The following is a 14,324-nucleotide window of genomic DNA, read 5'->3' as shown; positions in this document are numbered from 1 at the left end:
GCGGCGCCCCGGCGCAGGCTGGCGGTGAGGGTGCCGGGAGAAGGTGACTTCGGTGAACACATCACCCCACACCGTGAGCGACGTCATGACCCACACCGCGGTGGCGGTCGGCGGACGGGCGTCCTACAAGGAGATCGTCGAGCTCATGGACGAGTGGAAGGTCAGCGCCCTGCCGGTGCTCGCCGGAGAGGGCCGCGTGATCGGCGTCGTCTCGGAGGCCGACCTGCTGCACAAGGAGGAGTACCACCTCGGCGCGGACGTCCTCGCCGACCGCTCCCGGCCGGCGACCGCGAAGGCGGCGGCCGTCTACGCGGAGGACCTGATGACCAGCCCGGCGGTGACCGTCCACGCCGACGCCACCCTCTCCGAGGCGGCCCGCGTCATGGCCCGGCGGCGGGTGAAGCGCCTGCCGGTGGTCGACGAACAGGGCCTGCTGGAAGGGGTGGTGAGCCGGAGCGACCTGCTGAAGGTGTTCCTGCGGTCCGACGCGGAGATCGCCCGGGAGATACGCGACGACGTGCTGCCCGCCCTGCCCGCGACGCTGACCGTACGCGTCGAGGAGGGCGTCGCCGTCCTCGGCGGGGACCTCCGGGACCGGGCCCTGGTCCCGCTGGCCGCCCGGGCCGTCAGGGCGGTGGAAGGAGTGGTCGACATCCGGCTGGAACTCCGCCCCGCCGCGACGGCTTCCGCGACCACGGCCTCCGGCTGACGACCGGCCACGGCCTCCGGCGACCGACCGCCGTGTCGGCCCGGCCTCCGGCCGACCGTCACGTCCGCCTCCGCACGGGCTCCGCACGGGCTCCGCACGGCCGCGCAGCAGCGCGGCCGTGCGGACGTGACGGCCCCGGCCCTCGGCTACTCGGCCCTCGGCTGGTCGTGCGCGTCGTGGGGCACGATGGCGACGGGCGCCGCGCTGTGGTGGATCACGGCGTGCACCACGGGCCCGACATGCGCTCCCCAGGTGCCGGTGCGGCGCCTGAGGCCGACGACGACGAGCGCGGCGCCGTGCGACGCCTCGACGAGCGCCTCCGCCGCCGAGCCCCGCCCGTACCGCCGCTCCACCGGCACGTCCGGGTACTTCGCGGTCCAGGGCGCCAGCGCCTCCTCCAGACCCCGGTGCGCCTCGGCCGCCAGCTCGTCCAGGATCGACTGCCGCACACCGGTGGTGTGCGCCCCGTACAGCGGCGGCAGCGACCAGGAGTGCACCACCCGCAGGCCGCCGCCGCGGCGCTCGGCGTGGGCGAACGCCTGGGCCGTCACCTCGTCGTCCGCGGGCAGGCCGAGCCCCACGACCACCTCGCCGTCCGCGGAGTCCGGCGCCGCGGTCTCCTCCGATTCCCCGGCCCGGACCAGCACCACCGGACGCCGGGCGTGCGCCAGCACGGCCAGGGAGACCGAGCCGGTGATGAAGCCGGTGAGCCCGCCCAGCCCCCGCGAGCCCAGGACCAGCAGATCCGCCTCCGCACCCGCCGCGCACAGCTCCCGCACCGGATCGCCGGAGAGCAGCGAGGTCTCCAGCCGCAGACCGGGACGGTCGGCGAGGGCGTAGCGTGCGGCGCTGTCCAGCAGGCCGTGTGCCCGGCGCCGATGGGTCTCGGGCTCCTCGTAGCGGGTGACGGCCACCGCGTGGTTGCTCCAGACATGGACCATCCGCAGGAGCTCGCCGCGGGCCACCGCCTCGCCCGCCGCCCAGCCGGCCGCCGCCAGACTCTCCCGTGACCCGTCGATGCCGACGGTGACGATGCGCGTCATGACCGTCTCCTTCGTCGGAGGACGTCCTTCGGAGGACATCCGTTGGACCCTCCCCACGCTGCCCCTCCGGACGGCCCGGCGGAAGGGCCCAAGGGCCCACCTCCGGGCCGTTCGGCCCGGGCCGGACGCCGCGGCGGCTCCGCCCGTGCGGCGAGGGCCCGGTCGGCTCCCGTTCCGTGTCCGCCTCACGCGGTGGGCTCCGGCATCCGCGCCGTGGGGGCGATCAGGTCGCAGCGCACGTCGACGACGCCTTCCACCGCCCGCGCGAGTCTTTCGACGACCGGGATCAGGGCGGGGTCGCCGACCGGCCCGGTGAGCGTGACACGCCCCTTGTCGACGGTGACCCCGATGCCGGGGCGGGAGACGGGCAGGAAGCGGTCTACCACCTCGCGCCGCACCTCGGCCGCCAGGTCCTCGTCGGTGCGCAGAAAGATCTTGAGCAGGTCCGAGCGGCTGACGATGCCCTTCAGGACACCGTGCGCGTCCACCACCGGCAGACGTTTGACCGCGTGCTCCGCCATCAGGCGTGCGGCCTGGGGGAGCGAGGCGTCGGACCGCACGGTGACCGCGGGGGCCGTCATCAGGTCCCGCGCCGTGACGCCGCCCGCCTTGGCGTAGTCGGTCAGGTGCTCCCGCTGCCCGACGAGGGTCGCCTCGCTGTCGCGCAGCTCCTCCTTGTGCAGCAGATCCGCCTCGGAGACCACCCCGACGACCCGTCCCTCCTCCTCCAGGACGGGCACGGCGGTGACCCGCCACTGCGTCATGGCGGCGGCGATCTCCTTGAAACGGGCCTCCGGTCCTACCGCGACGACGGTCGAGGTCATCACGTCGCCGACGTGGTGCGGTGAGCGGCGGTTCATGGCTGATCCCTCCGGAGCCGGTACGGGGCCGATTCCCACCCTCACACGCGCGGCGGCGCGGCCACAGGGCCGATCGGGCCCGCCCGTTGCCCGGGGGACCCTCCCGCCCCGGATCCCCGGATTCCCGGATTCCCGGATCCCGCACCCGACGCCCCCGGCGGCCCGGTCGGTCAGGAACCGTCCGTCCCGCCGCCCAGCGGCACCGTCCAGGTCAGCCGGGTGCCGCCCCGGGCGCGCGGGCCCACCTCGGCGGTGCCGCCGACCACCCGGGCGCGCTCCTCGATGTTCCTCAGCCCGCTCCTGGCCGGGTCGGGGCCGATGCCGACGCCGTCGTCGGCCACCGTCAGGGTGAGCCGTTCGGACGTCACGGTGAGGTGCACGTCCACCGAGCGCGCCCGCGCGTGCCGGGCGGCGTTGGAGAGCGCCTCCACGAGCACGGCCACCAGATGGTCGCCCACCGGCCCGGGGACCCGGGAGTCGAGCAGCCCCTCCACCCGCAGCGCGGGCGGGAAGCCCAGCGCGGCGCCCGCGCCCTCGACGGCCTGGGCGATACGGCTGCGCAGCGACTGCGTGCCGCCGGGCTCCGAGTCGTGGGTGCGCAGGCCGAAGATGGTGGAGCGGATGATCCTGATCGTCGCGTCCAGGTCGTCGACGGCACGCTGCAACCGCTCGCTCGCCTGCGGGTGCTCCACGAAGCGCTGCGCGCTCTGCAAGGTCATACCGGTGGCGAACAGCCGCTGGATGGCCAGGTCGTGCAGGTCGCGCGCGATCCGGTCGCGTTCCTCCAGGATGGCGATCTGCTCCGCGTCGCTGCGCCGCTCCGCGAGCTCCATCGCGAGCGCCGCCTGCCCCGCGAAGTCCATCAGCGGCCCGGTCTCCTCGCCGGTGAAGGCGGCGCCGCCGCTCTTCCTGGCGAGCACCAGGACCCCGCGCACCACACCGCCCGAGCCGAGCCGCACCGCCACCGCCGGACCGAGGCCCGTCCAGCACTCCGCGTCGTCCCGGGCACGGGCGTCCCGGGCGATGTCCGTGCCGGTCACCGGTTCGGCGGCCGAGTACGCGGCCCCGACGAAGCCGTCCGCGTCGGGCAGCAGCATGCCGTGCCGCCGTTCCGCGTTCAGACCCACGGCCAGCACCACCCGCAGCCGCCGGGTGCCCTCGACGGGCACCGCGACGAAGCCCGCGTCGGCCGCCACATTGCCCCGGGCCCGCGTCAGGATCAGATCCAGCACCTCGCCGCGCGGACGCCCGGACAGCAGCCTGCCCGTCACCTCGGCGCTCGCCGCGAGCCAGCTCTCGCGCCGGCGGGCCTCCTCGTAGAGCCGGGCGTTGTCGATCGCCACGCCCGCGGCCACCGCCAGCGTCGAGAGCACCACCTCGTCGTCCGCGTCGAACTCCTCGGCACTGCGCTTCTCCGTGAGGTACAGGTTGCCGAAGACCTTGTCGCGCACCCGGATCGGCACCCCCAGGAAGGAGTGCATGGGCGGGTGATGCGGCGGAAAACCGTAGGACGAGCGGTGCTCGGACAGCTCCGCGAGCCGCAGCGGCTCGGGATGGCGGATCAGCTCGCCCAGCAGTCCGTGCCCGCTCGGCAGATCCCCGATGGCCGCCCACTGCTCGTCGCTCACGCCGACCGGGACGAACTCGGAGAGCAGCCCGTCCTCGCCGATCACACCGAGCGCGCCGTACCGCGCGTCCACCAGCACGGTGGCGGCCTCGACGATCCGGCGCAGCGCGGACGACAGGTCGAGCTCGGTGCCGACGGAGATCACCGCCTCCAGCAGACCGTGCACCCGGTCCCGGGTGCCGCGGACCGCGTCGAGGCGCACCTGCAGTTCGCCCAGCAGCTCGTCGAGCCGGAGCTGCGAGAGCTGGTCGACTGCTCGCGGCGCTCTGTCGTTCATCTGACCTCCGGCTCCCAGCGGCACCCGTGGTCCACCGTAGATCGCCGTCGGCGGGGACCGCCGCCACCCCACCGTGCCGCCCCGGACGCGCCCCGCACCGGCGGGCCCCGTCCGGCCGGGGCGCACGGGGGTACGTCCGGGACCTTTCGGGCCCGAACGGCCCATGCGCCCGCCCGCCCGCCGGGGCAAGGCTGGCAGCAGAGCGCGAGCAGGAAGGACGAGGTCATGAAGGCACTGGTGTTCCACGGTCCCGGACAGACGTCCTGGCAGGACGTCCCGGACCCCGCCGTCAAGGACGCGGCCGACGCGGTGGTGCGGGTCGACGCCGTCACCATCTGCGGCACCGATCTGCACATCGTCAAGGGCGACGTACCCGAGGTGGCACCCGGGACGGTCCTCGGACACGAGGCGGTCGGCGAGGTCGTCGAGACCGGCGGCGAGGTCCGCGGCGTACGCCCCGGGGACCGCGTACTCGTCTCGTGCATCTCCGCGTGCGGCCGCTGCGGGTTCTGCCGGGAGAACCGCTACGGGCAGTGCCGCGGAGGCGGCGGCTGGGTGCTCGGGCATCTCATCGACGGGACCCAGGCCGAGTACGTCCGCGTCCCGTTCGCGGACCTCTCGGTCCACCCGCTGCCCGCCGCCGTGCCCGGTGAGGACGCGGTGCTGCTGGCGGACATCTTCCCGACCGCCTACGAGGTCGGCGTCCTCAACGGACGGGTGCGGCCCGGTGACACCGTCGTCGTGGTGGGCGCGGGCCCGATCGGACTGGCGACCGTCGCGACGGCGCAGCTCTTCACACCCGGCCGGATCATCGCCGTCGACCTCGCCGAGTCCCGCCTCGAAGCGGCGCGGCGGATGGGCGCGGACGCCACGGTGAACGCCGCCGAGGACCCCGAGGCCCTCGTCCGGGACCTCACGGACGGCCTCGGGGCCGATGCCGTGGTCGAGGCGGTCGGCGTGCCGGAGGCGTTCGAACTGTGCACCCGGATGGTCCGGCCCGGCGGCCACGTCGCCAACGTCGGCGTCCACGGCAAGCCCGCCGCCCTCCACCTCGAAGACCTGTGGATCAAGGACGTGACGATCACCACCGGCCTCGTCGACACCCACTCCACGCCCCTGCTGCTGCGGATGACCGCCGCCGGGCGGCTTCCCGCCGGGCGCGAACTGGTCACCCACCGCTTCGAACTGGGGCAGATGAGCGAGGCGTACGACGTCTTCTCCCGCGCCGCGGACACAGGCGCCCTGAAGGTCGTCCTCGGCGGCCCCCGCCACGACGAGGTCAGGGCGGCGTAGCTCGCGCCCCCCGACCACACGCCACGCACCCGGCACCCCCGCGACGAAGCCGGTGCGCGGAGCGCGCGGGGGCGCGGCCCCGGGGCTGCTCGGCCGGACCGGGTTCGCGTACCGCGCGGGGCGTTGCCCGTCCGGGGCCGGTTCGCGAGGGCCCGGCCCTGTTGGGCCGCGCCGGCTCAGGGGCCGCGCCCGGGGCTGCCCGGTCGGACCCGGTTTGCGTACCGCGCGGGGCGTTGCTGGGCCGGGATCGATTCGCGAGGGCCCGGCCCTGCTCGGCCGGCCAGGCTCACCCGCCGCACGCGGCGCGGCGCGGCTCAGGGGCTCACCGGCCCCGCGCGGCGCGGCTCAGGGGCTCACCGGCCCCGCGCGGCGCGGCTCAGGGGCTCACCGGCCCCGCGCGGCGCGGCTCAAGGGCCGCGCCAGACGTTGGCGAAGGCCGCGTTCTCGATGGTCCGCCGCTGGCGGACCGCCTCCAGTTCCATGACCGCGTCATGGACGGCGGCGACCACGGCCGTCACCGACTCGTCGCCGAGAGCCGGCGGCAGCAGGCCTGCTTCCCCGCCGCCTGCTTCGTCGGCGTCCGCACCGGCGGACTCCCCGTCGTCGATGCCCACGGCCGCGCCGAGGGCGGTGAGGACGGGCTCGCCCTCCGCGCGGCGTTCCGTCGCGCGGCGGCGGGCGGGGGTGTCGGCCGGCTCCACGCGCCGGGTGCCGAACAGCGACCGGTCGCCGCCCGCGCGCGTCAGCCCGCCCTCCGCCTCCAGCGCGTCCCGGTAGGCGGCGGCGAGCTCACGCCCCCGGCGCCACAGCCAGTCCTCGACCGGTTCGTACGGCGGCTGCCGGGTGAGGAGTGCCGCCGCCTCACGGAGCAGCCGGTCGTCCGGCGCGGGCGCCTGGCCGGGCACGACGCGGTCGCCGTCGACCGTGACGGATCCCGAGCCGAGCAGATCGATCAGCTCGGCCCCCGCGAGCGCCAGCGACAGGTCGCCCTGCCCCACCGCATGGTCGGGCCCCGTGTCCATGGCGATGATGAACAGGTCTTTCGCCGTGGTCGTGTTCGCCGCGGTCATGAACGGCTCCCCTCGAAGACGTCGGCACGGTGCCCCTCCACCCGCCCGGCCCGCTTCCGGGCCGCCGGGCGGCGGGGCGGCTGTCACGATCAGTATCGCTCCGTCCCGCCGCGGACCGCGGCGGGAGCGGGAAGAGGGCCCCTGACCCGCTGGTAAAATGGAGGCCGCGCTTCGACGTTCCGGGGTCCGCGCCACACGGCACGGGCCCCTGTTCCTTGCGGGCGTCGGACCACGGAAGGGCCCCCATGAACGCGAAGCCGCCGGCAGACCGGAACGCCGAGACCAGCCGCCCCGAGACCACCCGCCCCGGAGCCGCCACGGCACCGGGCGCGGACACGGCACGGACACCCGGCACCGAGCCGTCCCCCGCCACGACGTTCGCCGCCTTCGGGCTGCCCGCCGAGGTGATGCGGGTGCTGGACGCCGCCGGCGTACGCGAACCGTTTCCCGTGCAGGCGGCCACCCTGCCCGGCGCCCTCGCGGGGCAGGACGTCGTGGGCCGCGCGAGGACGGGCTCCGGCAAGACCCTCGCCTTCGGGCTCGCCCTGCTCGTCCGCACGGCCGGCCGCCGCGCCGACGCCAAGCGCCCGCTCGCACTCGTCCTGGTGCCCACCCGCGAGCTCGCCCAGCAGGTGAGCGACGTCCTCACGCCGTACGCCCAGGCCCTCGGCCTGCGGACGGCGACGGTGGTCGGCGGCCTGTCCATCGGCCGGCAGGCCGGCGCCCTGCGGGACGGCGCCGAGGTCGTCATCGCGACCCCCGGGCGGCTGGCCGACCTGGTGGGACGCCGGGACTGCCACCTGGACCGGGTGGGGATCACCGTGCTGGACGAGGCCGACCAGATGTGCGACCTGGGATTCCTGCCCCAGGTCACCGAGCTCCTCGACCAGGTGCGGCCCGACGGGCAGCGGATGCTCTTCTCGGCGACGCTCGACCGCAACGTCGACCACCTCGTCGGCCGCTATCTGCGCGACCCGGTCCTCGCCACCGTCGACCGGGCGGCGGGCTCGGTGACCACGATGGAGCACCATGTGCTGAACGTGCACCCCGCGGACAAGTACGCCACGGCCACCGAGATCGCCGCCCGCGACGGCCGCGTGCTCATGTTCCTGGACACCAAGGCCGGCGTCGACCAGTTCACGCGCCATCTGCGGGCCGGCGGCATCCGGGCCGCCGCCCTGCACAGCGGGAAGTCGCAGCCGCAGCGCACCCACACGCTGGCGCAGTTCAAGAACGGCGAGATCACCGTGCTGGTGGCCACCAACGTCGCCGCCCGCGGCATCCACGTCGAGGCGCTGGACCTCGTCGTCAACGTCGACCCGCCCGCCGACGCCAAGGACTACCTCCACCGCGGCGGCCGCACGGCCCGCGCGGGGGAGTCCGGCAGCGTCGTCACCCTCGTCACACCGAACCAGCGGCGCGACGTGAACCGGATGATGCACGACGCGGGCGTCCGGCCCACCGTCACCCAGGTGCGCTCCGGCGAGGCGCGGCTGACCGCCATCACCGGCGCCCGGCGGCCTCCCGTCGCCGACCGGGCCGCCAAGGGCAACACCCCGTTCAAGGGCCTGGGCAACGCGCCGAAGAAGGAGTCCCGCAGAACGGCGGAGGCCCGCCGGACGGCCGAGGCCCGCAAGGCCGCCCGGATCCGCCGCGGCCACTGACGTCGCCCCCGCCGCGGGGACACCGGCCGGGCCGACCGTGCCGCCCGTGGCCGGCGCCCCCGGCAGGCGTCAGGAAGTGCGCTTCAGCGTCCAGCTGTTGGGGTCCAGGCTCGGCACGGCCGAGTAGCGGCAGGAGCTCGTGTAGTAGGTGCTGACGATGGTCCAGCCCGCTGGCGGCCAGGTGGAGGCGCAGGCGTTGACCTGGGTGCCGACCGGGTAGCCCTGAAGGTCCTTGATCTGCTTGGAGTTGGGCGTGAAGCCCGACCCGCAGCCGCTGCTGTTCCACCACTGGACGTCGACCCACCCGCTCGGCGTCAGCGCGCTGGCACACATGTTGAGCGTGTCACCGGGCGCGGCGGTGGCCGGGCTCGCGGTGAACGCGAGGGCGGCGGCCGCCATCGCGGTCAGGACTCTGGAGCGGGTGCGGGTCACGGGTCATTCCCCTCTCGGCGTCCTGGACCGCCGCCGACCGTCGGCGGACCATGCCAGGCACCGCGCCATTACTATCCGACTGCGAGCGGGTGCAGAAAGTCACCTTCCGGCCGCGCTCCGACGCCATCTCGGACACCGCCCGACGGCCCGCGGCCCCGCCGCGCCGGAGCGTTCCCGAAACCGGGCCCCGATTCCGCGACGCGGACCCGCCGGGCCCGGGATTTTGCCGGAACGGCAAGGAACACGGCCCGGCGCGGCGGCATTGCGCATGATCGGAACGGGGCCCGGGAGACCGGCCCGGACCGACGCCGGCCCGAGGGCCGCACCGGCCGACGACGCAGGAGGAGCACGTATGCCGCAGCACGCACCGGAGACGACCCACCGGCTGGTCCCCGCGCCGGGAGGCCGCATCCACCTGGTGGAGCAGGGAACCGGGCCGCTGGTCCTGCTCGTCCACGGCTTCCCCGAGTGCTGGTACTCCTGGCGCCACCAGCTCCCCGCCCTCGCGGCGGCGGGACACCGCGCGGTCGCCGTCGACGTCCGCGGCTACGGCCGCTCCTCCGCGCCGGCCGCCGTGGACGCGTACCGGATGACCGAACTCGTGGCGGACAACGCGGCGGTGGTCCACGCGCTGGGCGAGGACACCGCCGTGATCATCGGCCACGACTGGGGCGCCAACATCGCCGCGGCCTCCGCCCTGCTCAGGCCGGACGTCTTCCGTGCCGTCGGGCTGCTCAGCGTCCCCTACACCCCGCCCGGCGGGCCGCGCCCCAGCGACGTCTTCGCCCGGATGGGCGGCGACGAGGAGTTCTACGTCTCCTACTTCCAGCGGCCCGGCCGGGCCGAGGCCGAGATCGAACCCGATGTACGCGGCTGGCTCGCGGGCTTCTACGCCGCCCTCTCCGCCGGCACGATGCCCGCACCCGGCGCCCCCGACCCGCACTTCGTCTCCGGGCCCACCGGGACGCTGCGGGAACGCTTCCCCCTCGGACCGCCGCCCGCCTGGCTCGGCGAACGCGATCTCGACGTCTACGCGGGGGAGTTCGAGCGCACCGGCCTCACCGGAGCACTCAACCGCTACCGGAACATGGACCGCGACTGGGAGGACCTCGCCGCCCACGAAGGCGCCCCCCTCACCCAGCCGTCCCTGTTCGCCGGCGGCGGCCTGGACGCCTCCACCACCTGGCTCGCCGACGCGATCGAGGCGTACCCGGTCACCCTGCCGGGCCTGATGTCCTCCCACGTCCTCGACGGCTGCGGCCACTGGATCCAGCAGGAACGCCCCGCCGAGGTCAACCGCCTGCTGACCGACTGGCTCGCCGGCCTGCCCTGAGCGCCCGGTCGCCCCGCCCGACGCACCGTCGCATCCCGGCCGTCGGTGCCGCCGGCTAGCGGCTCAGGTTCCTGAACCGCCCGACCGCCAGCGGGAAGAACACCGCCACCAGCGCCAGCGGCCACGCCACCGCCAGCAGTTCCGCGTGCGTGGCCGCCCAGGAGTCGCCCACCGCACCCGGGTTGCCGAACAGGCCGCGCACCGCCGTGGCCGTCGCCGACATGGGGTTCCACTCGACGACCGCGCCCAGCCAGGCAGGCATCGACTCCGGGGAGGCGATCGCGTTGGAGAGGAAGCTGACGGGCCACACCAGGATCTGCACCGCCTGCACCAGCTCCGGCCTGCCCGCGACCATCGCCAGATGGATGCCGATCCACAGCATCGCGAACCGCAGCAGCAGCAACAGCCCCACCGCGCCCAGGAACGGGACGAACCCCTCGTGCCAGCGCCAGCCCATCGCGTACCCGACGGCGATCATCACCGTCAGCCCGACCGCCGACTGCAGCATGTCCGCGACGCTCCGTCCGACCAGGATCGCGCCGGACGTCATCGGCATGGTGCGGAAGCGGTCGACGACCCCCTTGCCCAGATCCTGGGTGACGGAGAGCATCGTGGCCTCCAGACCGAAGGCCATGGTCATGGTGAGCATGCCGGGCACCAGGTACTCCGTGAAGTCCCCCTCGACGCCCCGGCCCCCGCCGATCAGGTAGCTGAACATCAGCAGCATCATCACCGGGAACACCAGCCCGACCACCACCTGCAAGGGCTGCCGTGCCCAGTGGGCGAGTTCGCGCCTGGTCATGGTCCAGGAGTCGGCCGCCGCCCAGCCCAGCCGCGGCCGGGCGGTGCGCGGGCCGCGGGCTCCCGCCGTGCGGTGGGGCGCCTGTGCGGTCGGTGCCGTGCTCATGCCGATCCCTCCTTCGTCAGATGCAGGAAGACCTCGTCGAGCGTCGGCCGCCGCACCGCGATGTCCTCCGCCTCGACACCGGCCGCCTCCAGGGCCCGCACCGTCGCCGTCAGGGCCGTCATCCGGTCGGTGACCGCGGCGCTGACCAGCCGGCGGTTCTCGTCGACGGCCGCCTCGCCGGGCAGCAGCGCCGCCGCCCGGGCCAGCTGACGGGGATCGCGCAGGGTCACGTCGATACGGTCGCCGCCCGTCCGGGTCTTCAACTCGTCCGCCGTGCCCTGGGCGATGACTCTCCCGCGGTCGACCACCGCGATCCGGTCGGCCAGTTGATCGGCCTCCTCCAGGTACTGGGTGGTGAGCAGCACGGTCGTGCCGCCGCCGACGAGGGAGCGCACCGCGTTCCACACCTCCGTACGGCCGCGGGGGTCGAGTCCGGTGGTCGGCTCGTCCAGGAAGAGCACCTCCGGTTCGGAGATCAGCGAGGCCGCCAGGTCGAGCCTCCGGCGCATTCCGCCGCTGTACTGCCGGACGGCCTTCGTCCCGGTGTCGGCGAGGCCGAACCTGCCGAGGAGTTCATCGGCACGGGTGCCCGCCCGGCGGGCGCCGAGGTGATGGAGGCGGCCGAACATCTCCAGGTTCTGGCGGCCGCTGAGCTCCTCGTCGACGGCCGCGCTCTGGCCGAGCAGCCCGATCCGTGCGCGCACCTCCTCCGGGCGGGTCAGCGCGTCGATCCGCGCCACCTCGACCCGGCCCTCGTCCGGGCGCAGCAGTGTGGACATGATGCGGACGGCGGTGGTCTTGCCGGCGCCGTTCGGTCCGAGGATCCCCTGGACGGTGCCGGCGCCGACGGTGAGATCGAGGCCGTCGAGCGCGTGTTTGTCCCCGTACCGCTTGCGCAGTCCCTCGACGACGATCGCCGGATCGCGGTCAGTCACAGCGTTGCCCTCCCAAACAGGTAATCAAACTTGACTACACCGGGACGGTAGCGCGGCCCGCTCGATTAGTCAAAGTTGATTACCTGGCCGGGTGCGGCGCCCGGCGCCGGCCGGCGGGGACCGCGGGGGAGTGGCGCCCCCGCGGCCCCCGGCGGGTGGTCAGCCGGCTTCGGGTACGTCGATCACCTTGCCGTCCTCGTCCAGGCTGTGCGTGCGCCAGTAGACGTCCCACTCGTCGTCGACCTTCTGCGGCACCTTGCCCTCGGGGTAGCGCGTGTACCCCTCGGGGACCTTCTCGCCGTCCTTGACGCAGGCCGATCCGGTGGAGCCGATCGACATCACCGGGTACTCGCCGCCGCTGCAGATGTCGTCCTGGAACGAGAGCCCGGAGCAGCCGGTGAGGGTCGCGAGCGCGGCGGCCCCGACGAGCGCGGCGGCCGCCGCGGTCCGGATCCGTCCGGTCCGGGAGGGCCGGGCGGCGGGGCGGGGGCTGCGGGGCAGGGGGGTGGTCACGGTCGTCTCCTGTCGGCTGTGTGGTCTGCGTCCACTCTCGCCCGCGGTGATCATCCGGAACCTGAGTACACGTACTCAACCGGGTGCCCACCTCCGTACTCAACGCAGCCGTTTCCGGCCGTACTTGGCCGACTTCCGCACCGCCGGCGGGACCCGGGGACCCTTGACTTTCCTGTTGGGAAAGTGGGACGCTGACTTTCCCAACAGGAAAGTGAGGATGCGGCATGAACGACATCACTCCTGAGCAGGCGGGCAACGCTCTCGACGCGGTCGACCGGGCCCGGCGCCAGGTCGCCGGGGAGGTGGGGCTGCCGCGCGGCTACTGGTGGGCCATGGCGGGCGGCTGGCTCCTGCTGGGCGCGCTCGGCACCCTGGCCTCCCCCTGGCCGGCCGGGATCGCCACCGTCTGCTTCGGCGCGGGACACGCGGCGCTCGCGTCCCGCCTGCTCGGCGGACGCCGGCGCACGGACCGGGTGCAGATCAGCAGGGCGGTCGCCGGGGGCCGCGTCCCCCTCGTCGTCATCGGCATGCTGCTCGGCCTGGTGGCGGTCACCGTCGTCGCGGCCCTCGCGCTCGACGCCGACGGCGCCGCGCACGCCGCGCTCTGGGCGGCGCTGCCGGTCGCGGCCGTCATCGGGTTCGGCGGGCCGGAGATCCTCACCGTGCTCCGCCGGTGGGCGCGGGCATGACGACGGCACGCTTCGACGAACTCATCCATCCCAGCACCCGGTTGTCGCTGGTGGCCACCCTGGCGGCCGCCGACTGGGCGGAGTTCGCCTTTCTCAGGGACCGGCTCCAGCTCTCCGACTCGGCCCTGTCCAAACAGCTCACGACCCTCGAGGAAGCGGGCTACGTCACCACCGAACGCCGTCTCAGCGGCGGCCGCCGCAGGCGCTACGCGCGTCTCACCGCCACCGGCCGGGAAGCCTTCGACGGGCACATCGCGGCCCTCCGCGCCATCCTCGCCGGCGCGAGCCCCGAGGGCGGGGCGGCCGAACGGCTCTGAGGATGTCGGCGGGCCGTGTGTCGCCCGGGCGCGCGTGCCACCCGGGTGTGCGGGCCGCGCGGGCCGGCCCTAGACGCGCTCCAGCGGACGGTGCGGCGGGGGCGGGAGTTCGACCTCGACCGCGTCGCCGGGGCGGACCGTCCCGCCCCGGCGCACCACGGCCATGACGCCGGAGGTGAACGTGAAATCGCCCGACACCGGGTCGATGGTGAACACCTCGGCGAGCAGTCCCGCGCGGAAGTCGTTGATCTTCGCGCACGGGTTGCGCAGGCCCGTCACCTCCAGCACCGCCTCGTCGCCGAGGCGCAGCAGCGCGCCGGTGGGGAGGCCCAGCAGGTCCACCCCGCGGGTGGTGACGTTCTCGCCGAGCTGCCCCGCGGAGACCTGGAAGCCCTTGAGGGCGAGCCGGTCGAAGAGTTCCTCGTGCATCAGGTGCACCTGGCGCAGGTTGGGCAGGTCCGGTTCGTAGGTCATCCGGAACTGGTGGCGGATGGTCTCACCCGCGTGCACGTCGCCCTCCACCCCGAGTCCCGCGAGCAGGGTGATCGACCCGTGATTGGGCTTGCTGAAGGAGTACGTCTCGTTCCGGCTCACCGCGGCGACCCGACCGGCCATTGCGCCCCCATGTTCTCGGCCCGCTCCGGGCCCCTCGATC

The 14,324-nt window shown here is 74.5% G+C and carries 15 protein-coding genes; 6 read left to right on the top strand and 9 right to left on the bottom strand.

Annotated elements, in window-relative coordinates:
• Positions 1-52 precede the first annotated feature (52 nt).
• Complete coding sequence (locus JE024_RS00855) at positions 53-709, top strand: CBS domain-containing protein (protein WP_244882481.1); 657 nt, start codon at positions 53-55, stop codon at positions 707-709.
• 146 nt (positions 710-855) lie between these two features.
• Here JE024_RS00855 and JE024_RS00850 read toward each other — a convergent pair whose 3' ends face one another.
• The 3 genes from JE024_RS00850 to JE024_RS00840 form a co-directional block, all read right to left on the bottom strand.
• Complete coding sequence (locus JE024_RS00850) at positions 856-1,752, bottom strand: universal stress protein (RefSeq protein WP_205371711.1); 897 nt, start codon at positions 1,750-1,752, stop codon at positions 856-858.
• A gap of 185 nt (positions 1,753-1,937) precedes the next feature.
• Positions 1,938-2,612 carry a CBS domain-containing protein gene (locus JE024_RS00845; RefSeq protein WP_205371710.1) on the bottom strand — a complete coding sequence of 225 codons (675 nt, stop codon included), beginning with the start codon at positions 2,610-2,612 and terminating at the stop codon, positions 1,938-1,940.
• Between the two features lie 170 nt (positions 2,613-2,782).
• A complete protein-coding gene (locus JE024_RS00840; protein ID WP_205371709.1) occupies positions 2,783-4,516 on the bottom strand; it encodes a sensor histidine kinase in 1,734 nt (577 codons plus the stop codon).
• Positions 4,517-4,741: 225 nt separating this feature from the next.
• Here JE024_RS00840 and JE024_RS00835 point away from each other — a divergent pair, with 225 nt between their 5' ends.
• On the top strand, positions 4,742-5,809 hold the full coding sequence (locus tag JE024_RS00835; RefSeq protein WP_205371708.1) for a zinc-dependent alcohol dehydrogenase family protein: 1,068 nt from the start codon (positions 4,742-4,744) through the stop codon (positions 5,807-5,809).
• 407 nt (positions 5,810-6,216) lie between these two features.
• Here the strand turns inward: JE024_RS00835 and JE024_RS00830 are convergent, their stop codons facing one another.
• Entirely contained in the window at positions 6,217-6,879 is a 663-nt protein-coding gene (locus JE024_RS00830) for a GOLPH3/VPS74 family protein (RefSeq protein ID WP_205371707.1), read from the bottom strand.
• Between the two features lie 245 nt (positions 6,880-7,124).
• Between JE024_RS00830 and JE024_RS00825 the strand changes: the two genes are divergently transcribed.
• A complete protein-coding gene (locus tag JE024_RS00825; RefSeq protein WP_205371706.1) occupies positions 7,125-8,543 on the top strand; it encodes a DEAD/DEAH box helicase in 1,419 nt (472 codons plus the stop codon).
• 69 nt (positions 8,544-8,612) lie between these two features.
• Here the strand turns inward: JE024_RS00825 and JE024_RS00820 are convergent, their stop codons facing one another.
• Entirely contained in the window at positions 8,613-8,975 is a 363-nt protein-coding gene (locus JE024_RS00820) for a hypothetical protein (RefSeq protein WP_244882480.1), read from the bottom strand.
• A gap of 352 nt (positions 8,976-9,327) precedes the next feature.
• On the opposite strand from JE024_RS00820, the gene JE024_RS00815 reads away from it, so the two are divergent.
• Positions 9,328-10,308: an alpha/beta fold hydrolase gene (locus JE024_RS00815; RefSeq protein ID WP_205371705.1), complete on the top strand. Its 981-nt coding sequence runs from the start codon at positions 9,328-9,330 to the stop codon at positions 10,306-10,308.
• A 55-nt stretch (positions 10,309-10,363) separates the two neighbouring features.
• Here the strand turns inward: JE024_RS00815 and JE024_RS00810 are convergent, their stop codons facing one another.
• From JE024_RS00810 to JE024_RS00800, 3 genes are all read right to left on the bottom strand, one after another.
• The gene (locus JE024_RS00810; RefSeq protein WP_205371704.1) at positions 10,364-11,215 is read right to left on the bottom strand and encodes an ABC transporter permease; all 852 of its coding nucleotides are present in this window, start codon (positions 11,213-11,215) and stop codon (positions 10,364-10,366) included.
• Positions 11,212-12,150: an ATP-binding cassette domain-containing protein gene (locus JE024_RS00805; protein WP_205371703.1), complete on the bottom strand. Its 939-nt coding sequence runs from the start codon at positions 12,148-12,150 to the stop codon at positions 11,212-11,214. The genes JE024_RS00810 and JE024_RS00805 overlap by 4 nt, the downstream gene beginning before the upstream one ends.
• A 159-nt stretch (positions 12,151-12,309) precedes the next feature.
• Positions 12,310-12,663, bottom strand: coding sequence for an SCO0607 family lipoprotein (locus tag JE024_RS00800; RefSeq protein ID WP_372449746.1), 354 nt, complete (start codon positions 12,661-12,663; stop codon positions 12,310-12,312).
• A 224-nt stretch (positions 12,664-12,887) separates the two neighbouring features.
• Here JE024_RS00800 and JE024_RS00795 point away from each other — a divergent pair, with 224 nt between their 5' ends.
• Together JE024_RS00795 and JE024_RS00790 are read left to right on the top strand one after the other, a co-directional pair.
• Entirely contained in the window at positions 12,888-13,352 is a 465-nt protein-coding gene (locus JE024_RS00795) for a hypothetical protein (protein ID WP_205371702.1), read from the top strand.
• On the top strand, positions 13,349-13,669 hold the full coding sequence (locus JE024_RS00790) for a transcriptional regulator (protein WP_205371701.1): 321 nt from the start codon (positions 13,349-13,351) through the stop codon (positions 13,667-13,669). Before JE024_RS00795 ends, JE024_RS00790 begins: the two co-directional genes overlap by 4 nt.
• Before the next feature lie 69 nt (positions 13,670-13,738).
• On the opposite strand, the gene JE024_RS00785 is transcribed toward JE024_RS00790, so the two are convergent.
• Positions 13,739-14,284, bottom strand: coding sequence for an MOSC domain-containing protein (locus tag JE024_RS00785; protein ID WP_205371700.1), 546 nt, complete (start codon positions 14,282-14,284; stop codon positions 13,739-13,741).
• Positions 14,285-14,324: the final 40 nt, after the last annotated feature.

This window comes from Streptomyces zhihengii, from assembly GCF_016919245.1.
GTDB lineage: Bacteria > Actinomycetota > Actinomycetes > Streptomycetales > Streptomycetaceae > Streptomyces > Streptomyces zhihengii.
The sequence above is the reverse complement of the archived record's forward strand: the minus strand, read 5'-3'. Positions and strand labels throughout refer to the sequence as shown.